Source organism: Neisseria sp. P0001.S007 (assembly GCF_051963655.1).
GTDB classification, from domain to species: Bacteria; Pseudomonadota; Gammaproteobacteria; order Burkholderiales; family Neisseriaceae; genus Neisseria; species Neisseria subflava_A.
Map to the genome: position 1 here is coordinate 181,816 of NZ_JBQCUB010000001.1, position 21,560 is coordinate 203,375.

The 21,560-nt window shown below is 49.7% G+C and carries 24 protein-coding genes; 11 read left to right on the forward strand and 13 right to left on the reverse strand.

The window, feature by feature from the left end:
- Window positions 1-14: 14 nt before the first annotated feature.
- Both ACTHRE_RS00850 and ACTHRE_RS00855 read right to left on the reverse strand, forming a co-directional pair.
- Window positions 15-1,229 (reverse strand): pyridoxal phosphate-dependent aminotransferase, encoded by a 1,215-nt coding sequence (locus tag ACTHRE_RS00850; RefSeq protein WP_377073028.1) that lies wholly within the window; start codon window positions 1,227-1,229, stop codon window positions 15-17.
- Window positions 1,230-1,313: 84 nt separating this feature from the next.
- Complete coding sequence (locus ACTHRE_RS00855) at window positions 1,314-1,529, reverse strand: tautomerase family protein (protein ID WP_377073026.1); 216 nt, start codon at window positions 1,527-1,529, stop codon at window positions 1,314-1,316.
- 165 nt (window positions 1,530-1,694) lie between these two features.
- Here ACTHRE_RS00855 and ACTHRE_RS00860 point away from each other — a divergent pair, with 165 nt between their 5' ends.
- Complete coding sequence (locus ACTHRE_RS00860; RefSeq protein WP_039862173.1) at window positions 1,695-2,294, forward strand: MlaC/ttg2D family ABC transporter substrate-binding protein; 600 nt, start codon at window positions 1,695-1,697, stop codon at window positions 2,292-2,294.
- Window positions 2,295-2,353: 59 nt separating this feature from the next.
- Here ACTHRE_RS00860 and efp read toward each other — a convergent pair whose 3' ends face one another.
- The 3 genes from efp to ACTHRE_RS00875 are packed head-to-tail and all read right to left on the reverse strand — an operon-like array spanning window position 2,354 to window position 4,424.
- Window positions 2,354-2,914: an elongation factor P gene (gene efp, locus ACTHRE_RS00865; protein WP_002213793.1), complete on the reverse strand. Its 561-nt coding sequence runs from the start codon at window positions 2,912-2,914 to the stop codon at window positions 2,354-2,356.
- Window positions 2,915-2,956: 42 nt separating this feature from the next.
- Window positions 2,957-4,114, reverse strand: coding sequence for an elongation factor P maturation arginine rhamnosyltransferase EarP (gene earP / locus ACTHRE_RS00870; RefSeq protein WP_377073025.1), 1,158 nt, complete (start codon window positions 4,112-4,114; stop codon window positions 2,957-2,959).
- A gap of 31 nt (window positions 4,115-4,145) precedes the next feature.
- Window positions 4,146-4,424, reverse strand: coding sequence for a hypothetical protein (locus ACTHRE_RS00875; RefSeq protein WP_377073023.1), 279 nt, complete (start codon window positions 4,422-4,424; stop codon window positions 4,146-4,148).
- A gap of 102 nt (window positions 4,425-4,526) precedes the next feature.
- Between ACTHRE_RS00875 and nadE the strand changes: the two genes are divergently transcribed.
- Complete coding sequence (gene nadE, locus ACTHRE_RS00880) at window positions 4,527-5,315, forward strand: NAD(+) synthase (protein ID WP_063068766.1); 789 nt, start codon at window positions 4,527-4,529, stop codon at window positions 5,313-5,315.
- Window positions 5,316-5,383: 68 nt separating this feature from the next.
- Here the strand turns inward: nadE and ACTHRE_RS00885 are convergent, their stop codons facing one another.
- Entirely contained in the window at window positions 5,384-5,584 is a 201-nt protein-coding gene (locus ACTHRE_RS00885) for a protein MIGRI (RefSeq protein WP_137040909.1), read from the reverse strand.
- Window positions 5,585-5,700: 116 nt separating this feature from the next.
- Here ACTHRE_RS00885 and metX point away from each other — a divergent pair, with 116 nt between their 5' ends.
- Both metX and metW read left to right on the forward strand, forming a co-directional pair.
- Window positions 5,701-6,840, forward strand: coding sequence for a homoserine O-succinyltransferase MetX (gene metX, locus ACTHRE_RS00890; protein WP_377073021.1), 1,140 nt, complete (start codon window positions 5,701-5,703; stop codon window positions 6,838-6,840).
- Window positions 6,837-7,418 (forward strand): methionine biosynthesis protein MetW, encoded by a 582-nt coding sequence (gene metW, locus ACTHRE_RS00895; RefSeq protein WP_254321842.1) that lies wholly within the window; start codon window positions 6,837-6,839, stop codon window positions 7,416-7,418. The genes metX and metW overlap by 4 nt, the downstream gene beginning before the upstream one ends.
- A 94-nt stretch (window positions 7,419-7,512) precedes the next feature.
- On the opposite strand, the gene ACTHRE_RS00900 is transcribed toward metW, so the two are convergent.
- Complete coding sequence (locus ACTHRE_RS00900; RefSeq protein WP_070608359.1) at window positions 7,513-7,977, reverse strand: low molecular weight protein-tyrosine-phosphatase; 465 nt, start codon at window positions 7,975-7,977, stop codon at window positions 7,513-7,515.
- Window positions 7,978-8,063: 86 nt separating this feature from the next.
- On the reverse strand, window positions 8,064-9,164 hold the full coding sequence (locus tag ACTHRE_RS00905; RefSeq protein ID WP_377073018.1) for a conjugal transfer protein: 1,101 nt from the start codon (window positions 9,162-9,164) through the stop codon (window positions 8,064-8,066).
- A 205-nt stretch (window positions 9,165-9,369) separates the two neighbouring features.
- On the opposite strand from ACTHRE_RS00905, the gene gloA reads away from it, so the two are divergent.
- Complete coding sequence (gloA, locus tag ACTHRE_RS00910) at window positions 9,370-9,783, forward strand: lactoylglutathione lyase (protein WP_295848185.1); 414 nt, start codon at window positions 9,370-9,372, stop codon at window positions 9,781-9,783.
- A 52-nt stretch (window positions 9,784-9,835) separates the two neighbouring features.
- Here gloA and ACTHRE_RS00915 read toward each other — a convergent pair whose 3' ends face one another.
- Together ACTHRE_RS00915 and ACTHRE_RS00920 are read right to left on the reverse strand one after the other, a co-directional pair.
- On the reverse strand, window positions 9,836-10,585 hold the full coding sequence (locus tag ACTHRE_RS00915; RefSeq protein WP_377073016.1) for a lysophospholipid acyltransferase family protein: 750 nt from the start codon (window positions 10,583-10,585) through the stop codon (window positions 9,836-9,838).
- 56 nt (window positions 10,586-10,641) lie between these two features.
- Complete coding sequence (locus ACTHRE_RS00920) at window positions 10,642-11,397, reverse strand: GNAT family N-acetyltransferase (RefSeq protein WP_107867562.1); 756 nt, start codon at window positions 11,395-11,397, stop codon at window positions 10,642-10,644.
- A 308-nt stretch (window positions 11,398-11,705) separates the two neighbouring features.
- Here ACTHRE_RS00920 and ACTHRE_RS00925 point away from each other — a divergent pair, with 308 nt between their 5' ends.
- Together ACTHRE_RS00925 and ACTHRE_RS00930 are read left to right on the forward strand one after the other, a co-directional pair.
- Window positions 11,706-13,037 carry a YadA-like family protein gene (locus ACTHRE_RS00925; RefSeq protein ID WP_377073014.1) on the forward strand — a complete coding sequence of 444 codons (1,332 nt, stop codon included), beginning with the start codon at window positions 11,706-11,708 and terminating at the stop codon, window positions 13,035-13,037.
- A gap of 94 nt (window positions 13,038-13,131) precedes the next feature.
- Window positions 13,132-14,064, forward strand: coding sequence for an AEC family transporter (locus ACTHRE_RS00930; RefSeq protein ID WP_377073012.1), 933 nt, complete (start codon window positions 13,132-13,134; stop codon window positions 14,062-14,064).
- A gap of 160 nt (window positions 14,065-14,224) precedes the next feature.
- On the opposite strand, the gene ACTHRE_RS00935 is transcribed toward ACTHRE_RS00930, so the two are convergent.
- Complete coding sequence (locus ACTHRE_RS00935) at window positions 14,225-15,232, reverse strand: IS5 family transposase (RefSeq protein ID WP_377073010.1); 1,008 nt, start codon at window positions 15,230-15,232, stop codon at window positions 14,225-14,227.
- Window positions 15,233-15,468: 236 nt separating this feature from the next.
- Between ACTHRE_RS00935 and dnrN the strand changes: the two genes are divergently transcribed.
- Both dnrN and ACTHRE_RS00945 read left to right on the forward strand, forming a co-directional pair.
- Window positions 15,469-15,942 (forward strand): iron-sulfur cluster repair protein DnrN, encoded by a 474-nt coding sequence (gene dnrN, locus ACTHRE_RS00940; RefSeq protein WP_377073008.1) that lies wholly within the window; start codon window positions 15,469-15,471, stop codon window positions 15,940-15,942.
- 157 nt (window positions 15,943-16,099) lie between these two features.
- On the forward strand, window positions 16,100-16,825 hold the full coding sequence (locus ACTHRE_RS00945) for a hypothetical protein (protein WP_377073006.1): 726 nt from the start codon (window positions 16,100-16,102) through the stop codon (window positions 16,823-16,825).
- A 41-nt stretch (window positions 16,826-16,866) separates the two neighbouring features.
- Here ACTHRE_RS00945 and ACTHRE_RS00950 read toward each other — a convergent pair whose 3' ends face one another.
- Entirely contained in the window at window positions 16,867-17,832 is a 966-nt protein-coding gene (locus tag ACTHRE_RS00950; RefSeq protein WP_377073005.1) for a tRNA dihydrouridine synthase, read from the reverse strand.
- 83 nt (window positions 17,833-17,915) lie between these two features.
- Between ACTHRE_RS00950 and ACTHRE_RS00955 the strand changes: the two genes are divergently transcribed.
- Entirely contained in the window at window positions 17,916-19,490 is a 1,575-nt protein-coding gene (locus ACTHRE_RS00955; protein WP_377073003.1) for a glycosyltransferase family 2 protein, read from the forward strand.
- A gap of 222 nt (window positions 19,491-19,712) precedes the next feature.
- Window positions 19,713-21,041: an anaerobic C4-dicarboxylate transporter family protein gene (locus ACTHRE_RS00960; protein ID WP_377073264.1), complete on the forward strand. Its 1,329-nt coding sequence runs from the start codon at window positions 19,713-19,715 to the stop codon at window positions 21,039-21,041.
- 70 nt (window positions 21,042-21,111) lie between these two features.
- On the opposite strand, the gene ACTHRE_RS00965 is transcribed toward ACTHRE_RS00960, so the two are convergent.
- On the reverse strand, window positions 21,112-21,537 hold the full coding sequence (locus tag ACTHRE_RS00965) for a DUF4124 domain-containing protein (protein ID WP_377073001.1): 426 nt from the start codon (window positions 21,535-21,537) through the stop codon (window positions 21,112-21,114).
- Window positions 21,538-21,560: the final 23 nt, after the last annotated feature.

The following is a 21,560-nucleotide window of genomic DNA, read 5'->3' on the forward strand; positions in this document are numbered from 1 at the left end:
TGTTTGGTTTAGGTTTATTGATGGTAGTTTTGTAAGAAGCGTTTGAGTTTGTCCATGGCTTCTTCGATTTGATGAACGGGCGGCAGGGTAACGATACGGAAGTGGTCGGGTCGTATCCAGTTGAAGCCTGTGCCTTGGACGAACAAGACTTTTTCACGCACGAGCAAATCGTAGACGAATTTCATGTCGTCATGAATGCCGTACATTTCGGTATCGATTTTTGGGAACATATACATCGCGCCCATTGGTTTGACGCAGGAAACACCGGGGATTTGGTTGATCAGCTCCCATGCCTTATTGCGTTGTTCCAACAGGCGGCCGCCGGGCAGGATAAACTCGTTGATGCTTTGATAGCCGCCCAAGGCCGTCTGAATGGCGTGTTGCATCGGTGTATTGGCACACAGACGCATGGAGGAGAGCATATCGAGGCCTTCGATATAGCCCTTGGCATGATGTTTCGGACCGTTGAGCACCATCCAACCTTGGCGGAAACCGGCGACGCGGTAGGCTTTGGAGAGGCCGTTAAAAGTAATGGTCAGCAAGTCGGGGGCGAGGGCGGCAATGTGATGGTGTACGGCGTCGTCGTAAAGAATTTTGTCGTAAATTTCATCGGCAAAAATAATCAGGCCGTGTTTACGTGCCAGTTCGGCAATTTCCAGCAGGACTTCTTTGCTGTACACCGCGCCGGTCGGGTTGTTGGGGTTGATGACGACGATGGCTTTGGTTTTCGGCGTAATTTTGGCTTCTATATCGGCCAGATTCGGGAACCAGTCGTTTTCTTCGTCACACAAATAATGACGCACATTGCCGCCGGCCAGTGTTGCGGCGGCGGTCCACAGTGGATAATCAGGCGCAGGAATTAGGATTTCATCGCCGTCGTTGAGCAATGCCTGCATGGACATGGTAATCAGCTCGGACACGCCGTTGCCAATGTAAACGTCGTTGACGGTAACGTCGAGCAGTCCTTTGGTTTGATAGTAATGAACGATGGCTTTGCGTGCGGAATAAAGACCTTTGGAGTCGCAATAGCCTTGAGAAGTGGGCAGATTGCGGATAACGTCAACCAAAATTTCATCAGGCGCTTCAAAGCCGAACGGGGCAGGGTTGCCGATATTGAGCTTGAGGATTTTGTTGCCTTCTTCTTCCAGTTGCAGGGCTTTTTTATGAACCGGGCCGCGGATGTCGTAGCAAACGTGGTCCAGTTTTGATGATTTGGGGAATTTCTCCATGATGTGTGTTCCGTAAAATTGTAGACAATGGGATAAATGTACTCTTTTTGCGGGTAAATTAAAAGAGTTTCAGACGGCCAAAGCTTACTTATTGTGCGCTTCGGCGCGGTGAACCGTCACGCTTTTGCCGCCTATGCCCCAGTTGTCCATATCGATTTCGTCAATGACGACGACGGTTGTCTCAGGGTTTTTGTTGAGAACGCGTGAGAGTAATTCGGTTACGCCGCGGATTAATTCGGCTTTTTGCTCTGCACTTGGGGCTTCGTTGCCGCCGGTTACTTTGATGTTGACGTAAGGCATGGCTTTTTCCTTTTAAAATAGCGTTCACATGTTATCTTATTTTTATCAGGCCGTCTGAAATTTGATTGCAGGATTTTTCATTGCTCATGACTGCTTTTACAAAGAATTAAGTTTTTTGGAATAGATTGTTTTTAAAATGCGGTTTTATTTTGGATGGATATCGTCATGAACCGTTTTCTTCAGACTTTGATTGTGGCCGCGCCGATGGTGATTGCCGCGCCCTATGTGGCGGCGGAAACGCATCCTGCGCAAAAGCAGATGCAGCAGAATATTGATGCTGTGTTGAAAATTGCACGCAATACTTCTTTGACAGAAGCGCAACGTGTGAAACAGGTTGAGCAGTATGCCAACCGTTATTTGGATTATGAACGTATTTCGGCTTTGGCTGTCGGCGCGCCATGGCGTGAATTTTCTGCCAAACAGAAAACTGATTTTATCCGTGCATTCAAAGACATGGTGATTGCGATGTACTCGCATTCTGCACTGATTGGTGCGGCGGATGCGAATGTACGCCTGTTGCCGAAGATGACGGCAAACGGCAATAAGTTTGACGTTTTCTCGGAAATTCAGACCAAAAAAGGCACCAAGTATGAAGTGGCCTACCAGCTTTACCAAAGTGGCGGTGCGTATAAGATTTACAATATCCGCGTGGACGGTACCAGCTTGGTAACGGTATACCGCAACCAATTTGGCGAGCTGATTAAGAGCAAAGGCATTGACGGTACGATTGCGACTGTTGCAGCCAAGGGCTTGAAGAAACAATAAGGTAGATTGATAAAAAGGCCGTCTGAATATTCAGACAGCCTTTTTGTGTTACGGGCTGATTAAGCACGTTTGCGGAATTCGCCGGTACGGGTATCGATTTCGATTTTGTCACCGTTTTCGATATAAGACATCACTTGGATTTCAGTGCCGCCGACCAGACGCGCGGTTTTCATCACTTTACCGGAGGTATCGCCTTTAACGGCAGGCTCGGTGTATTCAACTTCGCGAACGATGATGGTAGGCAATTCTACGGAGATTGGGTTGCCTTCGTAGAAAGTAACTTCGCATTGGTCTTCCATACCGTCAACGATGAATTTCAACGCGTCGCCGATGTTGTCGGCTTCGATTTCGTATTGGTTGAATTCTTCGTCCATGAAGACGTACATAGGATCGGCAAAGTAGCTATAAGTACAGTTTTTGCGGGACAGGATAACGACGTCGAATTTGTCGTCGGCTTTGTAAATGGTTTCAGAAGCGGCACCGGTCAGCAGGTTTTTCAGTTTCATGCTGACTTTGGCGGAAGAGCGGCCGCCTTTGATGTATTCGGTTTTTTGAACGACCATAGGATCGTTGCCGACCATGAATACGTTGCCGGCGCGCAGTTCTTGTGCTGTTTTCATTGTAGTTTTCCAATCAAATCGGTTGTAATAAAACGCGCTATTTTAGCGTATTTTTTTGTGCTTTGAAATAAAGGCGGCAAGTTTTTCAACGGCACTTTTTTGAGCAAAAAGTCCATCCCGCCATTTTGCCGCGCTTTGCCGCCATTCATTTTGGTGTGCAGTCAGGGTTTGCCATGCCTGCAGGCGCTGGCTGTCGCTGAGTGCTTCTCCGTTGTTGAGTTCGTCGGAAAGGCGGCGGTGTGCCGTGGCGACAACATCCGGATAAACCTGATGCGCTTTGTCCCAAAACGCGTGCAGTTTGTCGAGATGGATATTTTCTTCTTGCGGATAGATGTGCCAAAAGAAAGGCTTTCCGGCAAGTTGGGCGCGAACAAAGCTGTCTTCGCCGCGTATGACGGCGCCGTCGGCAAGGTTGAGCAGTTTGTCGAAATCCTGTTGGGGGACAAAAGGGATTTTGATCAGGGTAACGTGTTCGCTCTGATACACATCGCCGTCTTCAAGCAGGGCGTTTTGCGGCACTAGGCCGCTGTTTTTCAGGCTGGCGATGATTTGTGTACCTGCAAGCAGTAGGGTAATGGGTTGGCCGGCCTGTTGCCACATGGTCAGCCATTTCGCCCAAATATCGTTTTGATAGCCGAAAAGCAGCCATTCGGGCGCATTTTTTGCGAGAAGTTTGAGTTGTCGGCGTAAGGCTTCCGTATCAAATCCGGCAGATTCGGCGTAATCGCGTTCGCGCAGCAGGCCGCCGCTTTTTTCGCTGAAACCCATAAACCAAAAATATTTTTGTATGCCGCCGGCTTGGGGCGAGGGCATTAAGTGCAGCCTCTCGTTGCTGTCTTCCGCGCTGAGGTATTCCCAATTAAGCCAAAGTGGTTGGTGTCGGCGGATGATGGATTGAACGTTGTCGGGCAGTTCGCAGGCGAAGGTTTCGATGACGATGTCGGGGGTAGGGGCTGTATCGGTATCTTCGGCATGGTCGGCTTGCCAAGCGTGAATGCCGATGCCTTGATGGATATTGGGAATCGAGGCCAAGTCAGGGCAGAGTGCCTGAAGGGACGGAAAGTCGTCTGTCCACAAATGCACTTGCCAGCCGAGTTCGCGTTGCAAAACACGCGCCAGCCGCCATGAAACGCCGATGTCGCCGAAGTTGTCGATGACGTTGCAGAAAATCCAGCAGGTATAAGGTGGGGTGGTGTTCATGGAAAAATATGCCCAAGGCCGTCTGAAAACATCAGAATGCGCCGAAATAGTGGAACAAATAAACAATCAGCAAAACAATCGGGATAAACATCCAAATGTTTTGCCGTTTCAATTCAGGCTCTTGTTTGAGGTGGTGTTTGATGACGTCAAAGAGGACGAATTTGAATAGGAACGTGGCTTCGCAGGCAAGGATGATGCCGTTGATGAGGTGTTGCGTTTTGTCTTCGGGCGGGTTGAGGGCAAACCACAAAAGGGTGGCGAGCGGAATCAGGCAGACAACGAGCCAGCGCAGAAGGATGGGTTTGGACATGGTGTGCGTGCAAGAAATAAAAAGGGCATTATACCCTGTCGTCTTTCAGACAAGTGCAAATCAGGCTATCATTCGTTTTATTTGAAGCGAACATTTATCCCTATGCAAACCCAAGCCATCATCCGCCATATTGTTCAATGGCTCAAAGATTACGCCGAGCAGGCGCGTGCCAAAGGTTTTGTCGTCGGCGTATCCGGCGGCATCGATTCTGCCGTGGTTTCCACACTTGCTGCGCAAACCGGTTTGTCGGTTTTGTTGTTGGAAATGCCGATTCGTCAGAAAGCCGACCAAGTCAACCGCGCGCAAGAACACATGGGCCGTCTGAAACAGCGTTATCCCAATGTGAAAGCGCAAAGTGTCGACTTGACCCAAACTTTCGATACGTTTGCCGATACCGTTGATGTCAGCGAAACCGAATTTCCCAACAAACAGCTAGCACTTGCCAATGCACGCAGCCGCCTGCGCATGACGACGCTTTATTATTACGGCCAGCTGCATGGTTTGCTGGTGGCGGGGACAGGCAACAAAATTGAAGATTTCGGCGTCGGTTTCTTCACCAAATACGGCGACGGCGGCGTGGACATCAGCCCGATTGCCGATTTGACCAAAACTCAAGTGTACGCGCTGGCAGCCGAACTGGACGTATCGGAAGACATTCAAAAAGCCGTACCGACGGACGGACTTTGGGATACCGAGCGTACCGATGAAGAGCAAATGGGCGCATCTTATCCAGAACTCGAATGGGCGATGAGCGTGTACGACAGTCACAAGCCTGAAGATTTTGAGGGCAGACAGCGCGAAGTTTTGGCAATCTATACCCGATTGCACAAAGCCATGCAGCACAAAGTCAATCCGATTCCGGTTTGCAAGATTCCGGAAGAGTTGTTTTAAGTTTGAACATCAAAAGGCCGTCTGAAAACGCTGGATTAAGGTTTTCAGACGGCCTTTTATATTTTATTTCAATAAGAATTGGGAATATGCTTGAAAAACAGCATCATCAGATACCAAAACAGCGTAGCCGCCGCTGCGCCCAGCAATACCCACGCGCTGATTTTGGCGATTTCACGAATGGTGCGCTTTTGTTTGCAGCTGAACAAACGGTTCACAATCAATGCCGCTATGGCGCAAAAGAAAAAAAATCGCAAAAGCCTGCCTATCATTCCACATTCTCCCAAAAATATTGCCTTTAATCAGGGCAGGCCGTCTGAAGCCTCATGCACAAAACAAAAACGAAACGTTATAATACCCCTTTTGCCGCTTCACTTGGAAATTACAAATGACAACAAATGCCTCAGTGGGCATTGTAACGCCCCAGAAAATCCCGTTTGACACACCACTTGCTCTGGAAAACGGCAAAACCTTACCTCGTTTCGACCTGATGATTGAAACCTACGGCACACTCAATGTCGACAAAAGCAATGCTGTCCTTATCTGCCACGCCCTGTCAGGCAATCATCACGTTGCCGGCAAGCACAGTGCGGAGGATAAATACGCCGGCTGGTGGGACAATATGGTCGGCCCCGGCAAACCTATTGATACCGACCGCTTTTTCGTTGTCGGTTTGAACAACTTGGGCGGCTGCGACGGCAGTACCGGCCCTTTGTCCGAAAATCCTGAAACCGGCCGCGAATATGGCGCGGATTTTCCGGTTGTAACCGTCAAAGACTGGGTGAAGTCCCAATCCATGCTTGCCGATTACCTCGGCATTCAAAAATGGGCGGCTATTGTCGGCGGCAGCTTGGGCGGTATGCAGGCATTGCAATGGACGATTTCTTTGCCTGAACGCGTTGCCCACGCGCTCGTCATCGCTTCTGCGCCTAAACTTTCCACTCAAAACATCGCGTTTAACGATGTTGCCCGTCAAGCCATTTTGACCGATCCCGATTTTCATGAGGGAAATTACCGCAGCCATCATACCGTTCCTTCACGCGGTTTGCGTATCGCGCGCATGATGGGGCACATTACCTATCTTGCCGAAGACGGCTTGGGTAAAAAATTTGGCCGCGATTTAAAATCAGACGGCTACCAGTATGGTTACGGCGTTGAATTTGAAGTGGAATCTTATCTGCGTTATCAGGGCGACAAGTTTGTCGGCCGTTTCGATGCCAATACTTATCTGCTGATGACTAAGGCACTCGACTACTTCGACCCGGCCGCCGATTACGGCCACAACCTCACGCGCGCCGTGGAGAATGTGCAGGCCAAGTTTTTTGTTGCCAGCTTCAGCACCGACTGGCGCTTCTCGCCGCAACGTTCGCATGAATTGGTCAAGGCATTAATTGCCGCGCAAAAATCCGTGCAGTACATTGAAGTCAAATCCAATCACGGCCACGATGCTTTCTTGATGGAAGATGAAGCCTATATCCGCGCGGTTGCCGCTTATATGAACAACGTTTACAAGGACTGCCAAAAATGAATCTGCGCGACGATTTGCAACTCATTTACGATTGGATACCCGAAGGCAGCCGCGTACTCGATTTAGGCTGCGGTGACGGCGAGCTGTTGGCTGCGTTGGTGGAACATAAAAATTGCACCGGCTACGGCGTTGAAATAGATACCGACAGCGTGATTGCCGCCATATCCCGCGGTGTGAACGTCATTCAAGCCGATTTGGAAGAAGGTTTGGTGGCTTTTGGTGATCAAAGTTTTGATGTGATTGTCTTGAGCCAAACCATTCAAGCCATGCAGAACACGGAAAAAATCCTGCGCTGCCTGATGCGCGTGGCCAAACAGGCTATTGTCAGCTTCCCTAACTTCGGCTACTGGCGCAACCGCTTTCAAATCGCCGTTGGCGGCCATATGCCGGTTTCCGAGCGGATGCCGTATCATTGGTACGATACGCCCAATATCCATTGGTGTACCCTCAAAGACTTTGATTTGTTGTGTGCCAAAAACAAAATCCGCGTGCTTGAGCGTGCGGTCATGACGGGCAACCGACAGGTCAAATATCTTCCGAACTTATTGGGCAGTCTGGCGTTTTATCGTGTAGGTTGATGCGGATATCAATAAAGGCCGTCTGAATGGGTCATCACGAAAGCATAGCTTTTGCAAATACCTGTTCAGACGGCCTTTTATTGTTCCAGCCGGTTTAAGCCTGTTTCAGTTTTTCCAACAAGGCCAAACTGCCGGCATCGACCAGACGGTAGGTTTCGTCAAAGTCGCCTGTGTACCACGGATCGGGAACGTGGTTGTAACCTGAATCAGGGATAAGGTCGGTCAGTTTGAAGATTTTGCCGGGGTGGAAGCCGAGCTGCTTTTCGGTTTCTCTGAGGTTGTTGTCGTCCATCACGATAATGTAGTCGAAATGATCGGCATCGCTGGGTTTGATTTTGCTGCTGGTAAAGCCTGACGGGTCGATGCCATGTTGCTTGAGCGCGCGGCGCGTGCCTTCGTGCATGTCTTCTCCGTCGTGCCAGCCTGATGTGCCTGCGCTGGCTGTAATGACGGCATTGCCCATGCCTGCTTCGCGGGCGCGGTGGCGCAGGACGTATTCGGCCATGGGGGAACGACAGATGTTGCCGAGGCAGACGAAAAGGATTTTGTGGGTTTTCATATGCGTGAAAATGAGCGGTAAGGTTTGAAAATCAATGCAACACGCTAAACCGTTTTCAGACGGCCTTTGCGTGTTGCATTTTCAATTTAGTTTACATTGCTGAAGAAAGGATTATGACCTTCTAGTTTCAACGCTTGGGCATAAGTCGGGATGTTCTCGTTTTCGCCCAATGGGTTGTGCAGCAGGTAGAGGTGCTCGATTCGGCATTCTGCCATCAGGTCGAGGAAGTTTTGCTGAACGATGGCGATATTGTCGGTTGAGGCCAGCTCCCAAGTGAAGGTCTGTGGAACGATTTCAAACGCGCTGTCGGTCGCATTGAAGCTAAACTGGAGCTTGCCGTCCGCCTTGGCTGCGGCAACAACGCCGACGCGCGGGCTTTGCATACGGATGGCGCGGATGGCGTTGGTGGCAAAAACGTCCATGGCCATGCGTTGGCGGGTATGGCTGCCTTCGGTCAGCGCGTCAAGCGGCGTATTGGGCGAGAGCGGGTTGGTGAAGAGGGTAACGCCGTCGAGGGCGAGATGCTCTTGCCAAACCTGCATCAGTGGCAGACCTGCCTGTTGCAGGTTAAGGCCCAAGGCAGTCTGAATGCTTTTATCACCGTAGCCCAGCGCGTAAACAACATGGACGGATTGACCTTCGGGCAGCGTCAATGGTTTGTATTCGAATTTTTGCAGGAATGCGCCTGCCGCTTCATCGTTTTGCTTAGCTTGGAACCACTCGCCCGGGGTAACGCTGCTCAAGTCGGTAGATTGGACGAGGTAAGGCAGCCATTGCGTGTTTTGCGTGAGGGCACGCAGGTTGGGGTAGTTTTGCAGGCAGGAGAAGAGGGCTTCGGTAGGCAGCGTGAGCGGCAGGGTTTGTTCTTTTTTGCAACCAGCAACCAAAACGACAGGCAGGGCAAACCATTGGGCTTCGTTATCGTTTTCTGCCTTCAGGACTTCGCCTACGCTTTGAATCAGGCTGGTGTAAGTGCCGACATCGGGTGCCATGGTCATCGCTAATGAAAGGTTGATGTAATGGTTTTGGCTGAGCATGGTGCGGATTTCGGTTTGCAGTTGGCCGGCTGAAAGTTTTCGTGATGCGGAGGAGGAGTTGTGCGCCAGCTGATAGGCATTGAGCAGAAGGTAGTTTTTGATAGGGCTCTGCGGATAAGGGCGGGTATCTGGAAGAACAAAGGTTTTCATGACGGTTTGAAGTGTTGTGTTGTAAGTGTGGCGATTATAGCAATTTAGTCAGTCGGTGTGCTTGTTAATACATGAAATTCAAATGGCGATAGAGGATACGCTTCATTTCTACACGGTGTATGTATCGGCATTTTCTAAGATGAGGGGGCAAATGCCCGATGTGTTATAATCCATGACCAAACATAATTCAGAAAGGAACAAAATCATGCGCTTGCTTCATACTATGCTGCGTGTCGGCAATCTCGAACGCTCTTTGGATTTCTATCAAAACGTATTGAACATGCAACTGCTGCGCCGCCGCGATTATCCCGAAGGCCGTTTTACTTTGGCTTTTGTCGGTTATGGCGATGAGGCGGACCATACTGTTTTGGAACTGACCCACAACTGGGATACCGAGTCTTACGACTTGGGCAATGCTTACGGCCACATCGCGATTGAAGTCGATGATGCTTATGCGGCGTGTGAACGTGTCAAAGAAATGGGCGGTAAAGTGGTACGCGAAGCCGGTCCGATGAAACACGGCACGACTGTGATTGCGTTTGTTGAAGATCCGGACGGCTACAAAATTGAATTTATTCAAAAGAAAAGCGGTAGCGATTCGGTTCAATATTCATCTTAAGGCATAAGATAATGGAAAAGGCCGTCTGAACATTCAGACGGCCTTTTTTTGATCAGCCCAGCTGTTTTTGCTTTTCGCTTAACAGGGCGTGTACTTGAAGCGCAGTAGCGTAGCGGTCTTCTCCTGCTTCAATCGGATCGAGGAAATGCAGCTCGACCGTGCTGGAAGGCTGGCTGATGACCATGCAGATGGATTGCCAGAGGCTGATGTCGCCGTAGTAGGCAGTGTGCGGATTGGGGCTGCTGCCATCTGGATTCGGGTAGCGGCAGAGTGCCGGAATAATCGGTACGCCTGCATCATAGGCTGTCTGAAAAAAGCTGGGTTTGAACGGCAGGATTTCACGGCCTTCGGTACTGGTGCCTTCGGGGAAAATGGTGACGGTATCGCCGTTTTTCAGTGCCTCGGTCACGCCGGCGATTTTGGCGGAATTGCCTTTGATGCCGCGGTTGCGCGAAACGTAAACCGTTTGCGCCTGTGTGGCGAGATAACCGACCACAGGCCATTTGGCCACATCGTCTTTAGCCACAAAACGGCCGGGGAAAGTACCGTTGACCGCCATAATGTCCAACCATGAAATATGGTTACTGATAAGCATCTGGCCGCGGCCTTCTTGCGGCGGCGTGCCGAAAGTTTGCAGTTTCATACCGCAGGAAGCGAGCACGCGCAGCGACCATAATTGGATCGCGCGCAGTTTGCGTTTGCTGCTGTAAAAGGGAAACAGAAAAAACATTTCGGCCATGCCGTACAAAAGGCAGCCGGCAATGCAGAGGAGACGGAAGATAAAACGGATTTTGGCGGTCATTGTGTGTGTTTTTATAAAGATTAGGCAGGCCGTCTGAAGTTTCAGACGGCCTTTTATTATGAATCGGTTTTAGGGGCAAAACGCTGCAAGTAGCGGTCGGAAAGGTGGTTGATGTCCATCATGATCAGCACATCCGCGCAGTTGAATGCTTCATCGACGCAAGGCTCGCCGCAGAACCACGCGCCTGCTTTGAGATAGCCTTTGATCAGGGCGGGTACAGGCGGATTTTCAGACGGCGTGATGCTGTCCCATTTGAGCGGGTTGAGCGGTTTGACACACCATTGTGCCGGAGCGAGGTATTTGTCTTTCAAAGCATGATACAGGCCGGCCGCATCGTTGCCGCCGTCACGCATTTCGATACTGCCGCAACCAATCATAAAGCGCAGGTTTTCGTCTTTCATGAATTTGACCAAACCGGTCCACAACAGCATGACCAAGCCGCCGTTGCGGTAGTCCGGGTGGGTACAGGCGCGGCCGAGTTCGACGGTTTGCGGCAGGATGTCTTTCAAAGGCTCAAGGTTAAATTCATGCTCGCTGTACCAGCCGCCGACTTTTTTTGCGGTTTCTTCGGTAATCAGGCGGTAGCAGCCGATAACTTCGCCCGTTGCATCGTCGAAGGCGAGCAGATGGTGGCAATGTTCATCATAAGGATCGACATCGCGGCCGTCATCGCTTTCGATTTCCGCACCCAACTCTTGGGCAAAAACCTGATAGCGCAATCTTTGGGCGGCTTCGATTTCAGCTTGGGTTTCTGCAAGGCGTACGCTCAGGCCGATTTTGGGGCCCGTTTGATTGAAACGGCTGGGGGACATGATGTTTCCTGTTTGAAGAAAATGGCTGATTATAGCGGATATACGGACAGATTTATATTGATTTGCTTTGCGGTAGGGCAAATTATGTCGGGTTGTTGGAAAAAGGCTTCAGGCTGTCTGAAACTGATGGTTGTTTAGAAAGATGGCCAGGAACATTTGCCAGGATGTTTGAAATTTATGACACAAATCAAAATATTTATCCAAACTATTTAATATAAGAATAAAAATATATACAATATAACTAGTTCAAAAGTATTAATTCGATTGAGCGAGATATTTTTAATATTTAAAAAATGGAGAATATAAAGATGAAACTGAATGTATCGCTCAGTCCTTTGTGTTTGGCTTTAGCGCTTTTTTTCGGTACTGCGTATGCGGACGGAGGTATTGTTGCTGGAACCATGCACAAGATGGGTTCTTTGGCTGTCGGTAAGGAATCCGTATCGGGCGAAAATGCCGCTGCAGTTGGCGACAAGGCTAAAGCAAATGGCTATAAGGCGGTGGCTTTGGGTTATGATTCTGCCGCTTCCGGTTTGAGCGCAACTGCTTTGGGTGGCGAATCCAAAGCGGAGGCATTGCGGTCGGTGGCGGTTGGCTTTCGGGCCCATGCCAAGGGAACAAATGATGTAGCAGTCGGTGGCGCAGCGGCTGCTTCTGGCGGTCAATCCGTTGCAGTCGGTCTGCTGTCCAAGGCTTCGGCTTTGCGTGCCGTTGCGGTAGGTAATGGCGCTCAGGCAAGTAATATTGATGCAGTAGCTATCGGCAGAGATAGTGAGGCGGATGCGCTCAGCGCGACGGCCTTAGGTGATCGAGCTAAAGCACGTGGAACTCAATCACTTGCGCTGGCATCGGCTGCTGAAGCAGAAGGTTATCAAGCAGTGGCGGTTGGTACGCGTGCGGTATCGAATGCCGTAAACAGTGTAGCTTTGGGTGTCGAGTCTTCCGCCACGGCCTTGAATGGTTTGGCTGTCGGCACCAGCTCCAGCGTGCGTAAAGAAGGTGGTACGGCAGTCGGTGGCGGTGCATCGGCTTTGGAAGAGAAATCTTTGGCACTCGGTTTCCAAGCCAAAGGTAAAGCCGAGAAAGCGGTGGCTCTGGGTGCGCAAAGCATCGCAGATTTGGCTGCAGGTCAGGCAGGCTATGATTTTGCGACACAGTCGGCAAGTCAATCTGAAGAAAAGGCATGGAAATCGACATTGGGCGCGGTTTCGGTTGGCAATGAAAAGGACAGCCGTCAAATTACCCATGTGGCTGCCGGTACTCAGGATACGGATGCGGTAAATGTGGCTCAGGTCAAAAGGCTTGCGGAAAGATGGCAGGCCGACAGTCAGCAAAAAGAGTCGGCAGTAGCCGCTCAAATCAATCAGATACGCGCTGAAACACGCGTAGAAATGAAAAAACTGGAAGACCGTGCGGATGCCGGCTCTGCCGCTGCGATTGCGGTGGGTAATCTGGGACAAGCTTATCAGCCGGGACAGGGTGCGGTATCCATTGGCAGCGGCGTTTGGCGCGGAAAGACCGGTTTTGCTGTCGGAGTATCGAAAGTATCCGCCAGCGGCAAATGGCTGGTGAAAGGTTCGGCTGTCGGCGCATCTAAGGGTGGTGCAGGCGGTGGAGCCAGCGTAACCTATCTGTGGTAGAAAATTTCAGATGGCCTTGAATGTTGAGGCCGTCTGAATTTGGCATGCGAAGCGGTAGAAGCGTAAAATCAACGTTTTTACCGCTTTTTTTATTATGGAAACCTCTTTCCTGCTTGCCGGAAAAATTACCGAGCTGACGCTGATTGTTTTGATGGGCGTGGCCTTGGTGAAGGCAGGGCTGTTGAAATCGGAAAACAGCTACACGCTCTCCGTTATCGCGCTTTACCTGATCAGCCCGTCCGTCATGATTCACGCTTTTCAGATGGACAATACGCCGCAGATTATCGAAGGGTTGAAGCTTTCCGTCATGCTGGCGGTGTTTTTCCATGTGGTGTTGATTGTTCTGGGCAGGTTGTTTAAACACTTGTTCAAACTCGATGCACTCGAACACGCAGCGACGGTGTACAGTAATTCGGGCAACCTGATTATCCCTTTGGTAATGTCGGTATTTGGTGCGGAATGGGTGATTTACACCACTGGTTTTATCTTGGTGCAGACGTTTTTGTTTTGGACGCATCTGCGCCTGTTGATTTGCGGCCAAGGCAATGTGGCTTGGAAAACTATTTTTACCAATATCAACATCTTATCCATGTTGGTTGGGCTGATGATGTTTGCCTTTCAAATCAAGCTGCCGCACATTGTCGATAATACTTTGGCGACGGTGGGCAGTATGATTGGCCCGGTTGCCATGTTGGTGGCGGGCATGCTTTTGGCTTCCTTGCCGTTGCGTTCGATTGTGTGGACGCCGAGGCTTTATCTCGTTGCTTTTTTAAGGTTGATTTTGATTCCGATATTATTGCTTTTTGCCGTCAAAGTCTGTGGTTTTGCCCATCATGATGCGCATGCGGATACGGTTGTTTTAATCAGCTTTTTGGCAACGACTTCGCCTGCCGCTGCGACGGTTACCCAAATGGCGGTTGTTTACGGTAAAAATGCCCAAAAAGCCAGCGCGATTTATGGGCTGACAACCTTGCTTTGTGTGGTAACCATGCCGGTCATGATGGCGTTATATCGTTGGATTATTTAAGAAAAGGACAGGCCGAGACCTTTGCAAAATTCCTTTCCCCCAACAGCCGAAATCCAAACACAGGTTTTCGGCTGTTTTTGTTTCAAATATCCACTGATTCTACTCAAATACCCCCTTAATCCCCCTTGGATACCTGATTAATCAGGCATCCGGCCGCCTTTTAGGCAGCTACAGGCGCACTTAGCCTATTGGCGGCTTTCAATAGGTTCAAACACATAGCCTTCAGGTGGCTTTGTGCACTCACTTTGAGCAGACCAAAATAGGCTGCCCGGGCATAGCGGAACTTACGGTGCAGCGTGCCGAAGCTTTGTTCGACCACATAACGGGTCTTTGACAAATATCGGTTACGTTTGGTTTGCGCTTCCGTCAGCGGACGGTTACGGTGGGCTTTGCGCATAATGCCGTCCTGCAACCGATGTTCTTCCAGATATTGCCGGTTTTCCGTACTGTCGTAGCCTTTGTCGGCATAGACGGTCGTACCTTCGGGCAGTCCTTCCAACAACGGCGACAGGTGTTTGCACTCATGGGCATTGGCGGGGGTAATATGCAGTTTCTCGATATAGCCTTCCACATCGGTACGGGTATGTTGTTTGTAACCGAGTCTGTATAAACCGTTTTTCTTTATCCAACGGGCATCGCTGTCTTTACTCGGTGTGGTTTGGCCGCTGACTTGTCCTTCTTCATCGACTTCTATGGCCTGGCGTTGTTTGCTGCCGGCGGTCTGAATAATGGTGGCGTCAACGACGGCGGCGGATGCTTTCTCTACTTTTAGGCCTTTTTCAGTCAGTTGGCGGTTAATCAGTTCCAGCAGTTCGGACAGGGTGTTGTCTTGCGCCAGCCAGTTGCGGTAGCGGCATAAGGTGCTGTAATCGGGGATGCTCAACTCGTCGAAACGGCAAAACAGGTTGAAGTCGATGCGGGTGATGAGGCTGTGTTCGAGTTCGGGATCGGAGAGGCTGTGCCATTGTCCGAGCAGGACGGCTTTGAACATGGATAGCAGTGGATAGGCGGGACGACCGCGGTGGTCTCGAAGGTAACGGATTCTTTGACGGTTCAGGTACTGTTCGATCGGTTGCCAGTCAATCACTTGATCCAACTTCAATAGCGGGAAACGGTCGATGTGTTTGGCAATCATGGCTTGTGCGGTTTGCCGGAAGAAGGTACTCATGAAAAATCTCCTAAATGTCTTGGTGGTAATTTAGGGGATTTTGGGGGATTTTGCAAAGGTCTCAGGCCGTCTGAAACTTTGACTTTATGTTTCAGATGGCCTGTTTGGTATTTTAATTTTGAAAATAACTTTTATTATCAATTAATTAAACGATTAAAAAACTATACAAAGCCGTTTGCAGCGTGTATCCTTACGCCTAACATTCATTCAATATAAATCTTTAAAGGAACACAGCCATGACCGACTTTACCGTTTGGGAAACCGCACCTTTCAATTCTACGATTGACCATATCCTGCAACGTTATCACAACGTTCACCGCGCCCAGTTTGAAGAGTTGGTACCGCTGGCGCAAAAAGTGGCTCAGGTTCATGCCGATACTTTTCCTGCCGAAGTGGCCGATTTGTTGGCCTATATGCAAAACGAGCTGTTGATGCACATGATGAAAGAGGAACGAATGTTGTTCCCGATGATTAATCAGGGCGTGGGTCGTGGCGCGGCAATGCCCATCAGCGTGATGATGCACGAGCATGAAGAACACGACCAAGCCATCGCGCGTTTGGAAGAATTGACCAACAATTTTGAGCTTCCCGAAGGCGCTTGCGGCAGCTGGACCCGTTTGTACACTTTGGCCAAAGAGATGGTGGATGATTTGAAAGACCATATCCATTTGGAAAATGAGATTTTGTTCCACCGCGTTTTGGCTTCTTAAAATTTGAGCTTAATCAAGGCCGTCTGAATGTTCAGACGGCCTGTTCTTTAATCCCTTGCTAAGTTAGTGCAATGGTTCTAAAATTTTAATAAAGAAACAAAATTAGGCAGTAAAGGCACACATCCGTTTTTTTGTTTACTTGAGAAGGAGTTTATGAATGAAACATTCTAAAGTTTTACTATCGGGTATTCTGTTTGTTGCTGTGACTGCATGCGCCCAAACGACGGACGGCAGCTGGAGCGCCCTGCAGGATACGAAAACAGGCGTGCAGTCGCGGCCTTATTATGAATTTGGCAATGTGGTTCAGAAGATTTCTTTTAAGAAAACCGGCAATCCGGAAAATGGTCTGAAAAAGCCTGTCTTGACTGTGTATCGTCAGGGCAAGCTGTTGGGCGAAGCATATAATTTGGAAGCCTCTCATGGCAGCCCCTTGTTGCCAACCCTGTTTCTGGTAAACGGCAAGTCATTAAATATCAATGACGGCAACGATAAAAAACAATTGGCTTCTGCGAAGAGAATCGATTTTTACGATTTCGGCCACGGCCGTATCGGCCATGCAGTCTTTACCGCGCCTAACGGTATCTGTCAGGATATGAAACACGGCAAAGGCGTTTCCTACAAGCTGGTTACCAACTATGTTAATTTTCCGGATTATCCTTCACCTGAAAATATCTTGATTATTACTGCGCAAGGCAAATATGAGCAAGACGGGTTTATATTGGATTCCACTGAGTCAAGGGTGACCAGTGCCAATAAAGAATTTGCCAGAAAATATGGCGAAGCCCTGAAATCTAAGAATGGCCCTGAGACCAGGCATGTGAATATGGCCAATGCAGCCAGTGCGGAAAAAGGCAGACTGTTGGCTGATTATATCTGTCAGTAATCATATTAAAGGCCGTCTGAAATTCAGACGGCCTTTTTGAATCATGAATGCATCTCTTGTTCAAACGACAGCAGAATCTGTTTTACTTCATCCGCTTCTTTGACGGTTCGGATGCGGTCAAACAATATCTGCGCCTGTTCAAACTCTTTTTTCATCATGCCCAGCCATTGTTTCAAACGGGCAACCGGATATTTGTTGTTGGCTTCTTTGGCAAGGCACAAGTCGAAGAACTGGACTATCCATGAGGAGACTTCGGCAAAGTCGGTGTCTTTCACTGTTTCACCGTTTTCATATTGCTTGATTTGCCGCGCCAAGTCGGGACGGATAACTGCGCCGCGCCCGAGCATCACGCTGTTGCAGCCGCTGACGGTTTTAATATCGAGATAGTCTTGAAGGTTGAACACATCACCGTTGGCGGTAACGGGAATATTGGCAGCATCGCGGATTTTGCGCACCCATTCCCAATGTGCCGGCGGTTCGTAGCCTTCGACCTTGGTGCGCGCGTGGACGGTTAACGCGCATGCACCGCCGTTTTCAATCGCAGAAGCGCATTCTAATGCCAGACTTTTGTCTTCATAACCTAGCCGCATCTTGGCAGTCAGCGGAATGTGTTGCGGCAGGCGTTGGCGCAGGGTGTGGACGATGTGGTAAATCAAGTCTGGCTCTTTGAGCAAGACCGCACCGCCTTTGTGTTTGTTGACCGTCGGCGCGGGGCAGCCGAAGTTGAGGTCGATTTTGTCCGCACCGAAACGCACGGCTTCCAAAGCATTGACGGCCATGTTTTCCGCATCGCTGCCCAAAAGTTGGACAGTACAGGGCGTGCCGGCCGGCGTGCGGTTGGCATGGGCGATTTCGGGAACATATTTAAGCCAAGTGGCGCGTGAGTGGACCGTGTGCGTAATGCGGACAAATTCGCTGACGCATTCGTCAAATCCGCCGATGCGCGTCAACAGGTCGCGCATCACATCGTCCACCAGCCCCTGCATGGGGGCAAGAATAAGCTGCATGAGTCAGGCCGTCTGAAAAAAGGAGGACATATTGTAGCGGTATATCGGTTAAAATACAGCTTCCTTTTTCAGACGGCCTTTTTATGATGCACACAATTCCGGCAACCGCCGCCATGTTGGTAAAAAATTCAGAACGTTATCTTTCAGAAGTTTTGAGTGCACTGAAAGACTTTGACGAAGTCCTGCTGTTGGACAACGGCTCGACCGACCGTACTTTTGAAATTGCCAAGGGATTTTCCAATGTCAGCTATTACAAGCATGACTTTATCGGATTTGGCCCGATGAAAAATCTGGCGGCCAGACTGGCGCAAAACGATTGGATTTTCAGCATAGACAGCGATGAAGTGGTGGATGAGGCTTTAATCGAATCCATTCGTGCGGCCGTTTTGGAAAATGAGAAGGAGCATATTTTTTCACTTTCCCGTCTGAACCATTACCACGGCAGACTGATTAAAGGCTGCGGCTGGTATCCAGATATTATTCCACGCCTTTATCATCGCAGATTTAGCCGTTTTTCCGACCGTCAGGTGCATGAGTCTTTGGTGTTGCCGCAGGAAGCTAAGGTTAAACAACTCGATGGCCATCTGAAACATTATTCTTTTGAAAACGCCGAAGGGCTGATTCAAAAAATGCAGCAGTATAGCTCGCTGTATGCGGCAGAAAATCGTTTTAAGAAAGACAGTTCGCCGTTTAAGGCTTTGCTGCATGGCGGCGTATCGTTTGTGAAAAATTATCTGCTCAAGCGCGGTTTTGCCTATGGCGCAGACGGCCTGACGATTTCGGTTTCCAACGCACAAGGTTCGTATTACAAATATGTCAAACTCTACGAGCGCAACCGCACGATAACCGTCTCCCTCATCATCACCACCTACAACCGCCCCGATGCTTTGGAGCTGGTGTTGAAATCGGCTTTATCGCAAACACGTCTGCCTGATGAGATTATTGTCGCGGATGACGGCTCAAGGCAGGAAACCGCCGAAGTGGTTGATTTTATCCGCCGCAGGACAAGTATTCCCGTTAAGCATTCATGGCAGCCGGATAGAGGTTTTCGTGCTGCCGAATCGCGCAACCGTGCGTTGGCGCAGGCGAAAAGCGATTATATTGTGTTGATTGACGGCGATATGGTCTTGGATCCGTCTTTTATCGCCGATCATTTGAAGATTGCCCGCAAAGGCCGTCTGATACAGGGTTCCCGCGTGATTTTGACTGAGGATAAAACGCAGGATATTTTGAACGAAGGCGATTTGCCTGCCTTGTCCATGTTCAGCTCGGGAATAGAAAAACGGCTTTCCGCCCTGCGCTGCCGTTGTTTGGCCAAACTGGCAGGCCGAAAAGGCAACCGCAAACACAAAGGCATCAAAACCTGCAATATGGGCTTTTTCCGCAGCGATGCGCTTGCCGTCAACGGGTTTGACAATAGCTTTGTCGGTTGGGGCAGGGAAGACAGCGAATTTGTCGCCCGTTGCTATCATAACGGTATGAAACGCCATAATTTGAAATTTGCCGGCATTGCGTACCACCTCTGGCACAATGAGGCAGAACGCGATTCATTGCCGCAAAACGATGCCTTGTTGGAGGCAACGTTGTCGGAACGCAAAATCCGCTGTGTTCATGGCGTATCGGATTTTATAAAAGATGAAGAAGTAGCCGGAAAATAGCTTTATCATCTTTTAGAATCATAGAGGCCGTCTGAAAATCTTCAGACGGCCTTTTTTGTGTTTTTAAAAACCTAGCGGTTAAATGAGAATATTATTTATTTGATATAGATCAGTATGTATAATTAGGTAAAGTATGGTTATGGAAGAGGGTTTACTCTATAATCCAACCGTTTGTAATTTTATTTCGGTCAAAGCCGGATTTTGGGAGTTGTGATGTCAACTATGTTTTTTATCCAGTTTGCCGTTGTGTTGCTGTGTATCCTGATTGGTGCGCAGGTTGGCGGTATTGGTTTGGGCGTGCTCGGCGGTATCGGCTTGGCCGTATTGTCTTTTGGTTTCCATCTTCAGCCGACCAGCCCTCCGATTGATGTGATGCTGATGATTATGGCGGTAGTGTCTGCCGCCGCGGCCATGCAGGCCAGCGGCGGTTTGGACTATATGATTAAGATTGCCACGCGCGTGTTGCACCGCAATCCGAAATACATCACCTTTATCGCGCCGGCGGTAACTTACACCTTTACCGTATTGGCAGGTACGGGCCATGTGGCTTACTCGGTCTTGCCCGTGATTGCCGAAGTCAGCCGTCGCAATGGCATCCGTCCTTCCCGTCCGCTGACGATGGCTGTTATCGCTTCCCAATTTGCGATTGTCGCCAGCCCGATTGCCGCCGCAGTTGTTGCCTGCGTCACCATGCTTGAGCCGCAACACATCACGATGGCGGATGTGTTGAAAGTTACCGTTCCCTCCACGATTTTGGGTATCGGTTTGGCTTGCGTGTTCGTAAACAAACTGGGCAAAGAGTTGAAAGATGATCCGCATTATCAGGCTTTGCTGAAAGACCCGAACTATGTGAAAGAATACATCGATGTGGAGGAACAACAAACCGATGTCGCCATTTCGCCGAAATCCAAATTGTCGGTCGGTATTTTCTTGACTGCGGCATTGCTGGTGGTTGTAATGGGTGCGCTGCCTGAGCTGCGTCCGGCTTTTGAACACGATGGCGCGATCAAGCCTATGGGCATGGCGCATACGATTGAAATCGTGATGTTGTCTGCTTCTGCGCTGATTATTTTGGCGTGTAAACCCAATGGCGATGCGATTACCCGAGGTTCGGTATTCCACGCCGGTATGCGTGCCGTGATTGCGGTGTTTGGCGTGGCTTGGTTGGGCGATACCTTGATGAGCGGCCACTTAACAGAAGTAGAATCGACCGTCAGCCATTTGGTTGAATCTGCACCATGGACTTTTGCCTTTGCCCTGTTTGTCTTGTCGGTATTGGTCAACAGCCAAGGCGCGACAGTGGCGACGCTGTTCCCAATCGCCATTAAACTAGGTATTCCTGCGCCCATCATTATCGGCACATTTGTTGCGGTAAACGGCTATTTCTTCATTCCGAACTACGGTCCGATTATTGCCGCTATCGACTTCGATACAACCGGCTCGACCAAAATCGGCAAATTTATCTTCAACCACAGCTTCATGATTCCAGGCCTGTTGAGCATGGCATTCAGCTTAGCCATCGGCTTGTTGTTGGTTCAGGTGTATTATTGATAGGCTGAAAAAATAAAGGCCGTCTGAAATTAAATTTCAGACGGCCTTTTTGATATTGTTATTCGAGAGCTTAATTGCAGTATTTATTAACGTCGTTTTGGTATTGTTTAATTAGGCTGTCGCGATTGGCCAAGCGTGCGCTTTCGGCGACTTGGCGGTTGATTTTGGCGATTTTGCAGTTTTCCAGCTTGTTTTGGCGGTTTTGCTCTTCGATTTTTTTATTGCGCTCTTCGATTTGTTTGTTTTGTTCCGCAACCTGCTCATTAGGCTGCTCGACAACCGGCTCAGATGCCGCAACAGCAGGCGCAACGGCAGGTTTGACGTTGTGCGTGCGGATGTTGACCACGCCGGAACGCTTCGGTTGCAGACGGTTTGGCGTATCGGAATAGCTGTTGCCCGACGTGCCTTTCCAAGTGTACACCTCGGCCGCGCCGGTCAGGGCGGCGGAAGAGAGAAGGGCTGCTGTCAGACAGGTTTTGAGTGCGGAAGATTTCATGGGTTTCCCTTATGTAAATGATG

Bases quoted from the DNA above. Each gene is read 5' to 3' on its own strand.
- ACTHRE_RS00850 (WP_377073028.1), bottom strand. From the start codon at position 1,229: ATGGAGAAATTCCCCAAATCATCAAAACTGGACCACGTTTGCTACGAC.
- ACTHRE_RS00855 (WP_377073026.1), bottom strand. From the start codon at position 1,529: ATGCCTTACGTCAACATCAAAGTAACCGGCGGCAACGAAGCCCCAAGT.
- ACTHRE_RS00860 (WP_039862173.1), top strand. From the start codon at position 1,695: ATGAACCGTTTTCTTCAGACTTTGATTGTGGCCGCGCCGATGGTGATT.
- efp (WP_002213793.1), bottom strand. From the start codon at position 2,914: ATGAAAACAGCACAAGAACTGCGCGCCGGCAACGTATTCATGGTCGGC.
- earP (WP_377073025.1), bottom strand. From the start codon at position 4,114: ATGAACACCACCCCACCTTATACCTGCTGGATTTTCTGCAACGTCATC.
- ACTHRE_RS00875 (WP_377073023.1), bottom strand. From the start codon at position 4,424: ATGTCCAAACCCATCCTTCTGCGCTGGCTCGTTGTCTGCCTGATTCCG.
- nadE (WP_063068766.1), top strand. From the start codon at position 4,527: ATGCAAACCCAAGCCATCATCCGCCATATTGTTCAATGGCTCAAAGAT.
- ACTHRE_RS00885 (WP_137040909.1), bottom strand. From the start codon at position 5,584: ATGATAGGCAGGCTTTTGCGATTTTTTTTCTTTTGCGCCATAGCGGCA.
- metX (WP_377073021.1), top strand. From the start codon at position 5,701: ATGACAACAAATGCCTCAGTGGGCATTGTAACGCCCCAGAAAATCCCG.
- metW (WP_254321842.1), top strand. From the start codon at position 6,837: ATGAATCTGCGCGACGATTTGCAACTCATTTACGATTGGATACCCGAA.
- ACTHRE_RS00900 (WP_070608359.1), bottom strand. From the start codon at position 7,977: ATGAAAACCCACAAAATCCTTTTCGTCTGCCTCGGCAACATCTGTCGT.
- ACTHRE_RS00905 (WP_377073018.1), bottom strand. From the start codon at position 9,164: ATGAAAACCTTTGTTCTTCCAGATACCCGCCCTTATCCGCAGAGCCCT.
- gloA (WP_295848185.1), top strand. From the start codon at position 9,370: ATGCGCTTGCTTCATACTATGCTGCGTGTCGGCAATCTCGAACGCTCT.
- ACTHRE_RS00915 (WP_377073016.1), bottom strand. From the start codon at position 10,585: ATGACCGCCAAAATCCGTTTTATCTTCCGTCTCCTCTGCATTGCCGGC.
- ACTHRE_RS00920 (WP_107867562.1), bottom strand. From the start codon at position 11,397: ATGTCCCCCAGCCGTTTCAATCAAACGGGCCCCAAAATCGGCCTGAGC.
- ACTHRE_RS00925 (WP_377073014.1), top strand. From the start codon at position 11,706: ATGAAACTGAATGTATCGCTCAGTCCTTTGTGTTTGGCTTTAGCGCTT.
- ACTHRE_RS00930 (WP_377073012.1), top strand. From the start codon at position 13,132: ATGGAAACCTCTTTCCTGCTTGCCGGAAAAATTACCGAGCTGACGCTG.
- ACTHRE_RS00935 (WP_377073010.1), bottom strand. From the start codon at position 15,232: ATGAGTACCTTCTTCCGGCAAACCGCACAAGCCATGATTGCCAAACAC.
- dnrN (WP_377073008.1), top strand. From the start codon at position 15,469: ATGACCGACTTTACCGTTTGGGAAACCGCACCTTTCAATTCTACGATT.
- ACTHRE_RS00945 (WP_377073006.1), top strand. From the start codon at position 16,100: ATGAAACATTCTAAAGTTTTACTATCGGGTATTCTGTTTGTTGCTGTG.
- ACTHRE_RS00950 (WP_377073005.1), bottom strand. From the start codon at position 17,832: ATGCAGCTTATTCTTGCCCCCATGCAGGGGCTGGTGGACGATGTGATG.
- ACTHRE_RS00955 (WP_377073003.1), top strand. From the start codon at position 17,916: ATGATGCACACAATTCCGGCAACCGCCGCCATGTTGGTAAAAAATTCA.
- ACTHRE_RS00960 (WP_377073264.1), top strand. From the start codon at position 19,713: ATGTTTTTTATCCAGTTTGCCGTTGTGTTGCTGTGTATCCTGATTGGT.
- ACTHRE_RS00965 (WP_377073001.1), bottom strand. From the start codon at position 21,537: ATGAAATCTTCCGCACTCAAAACCTGTCTGACAGCAGCCCTTCTCTCT.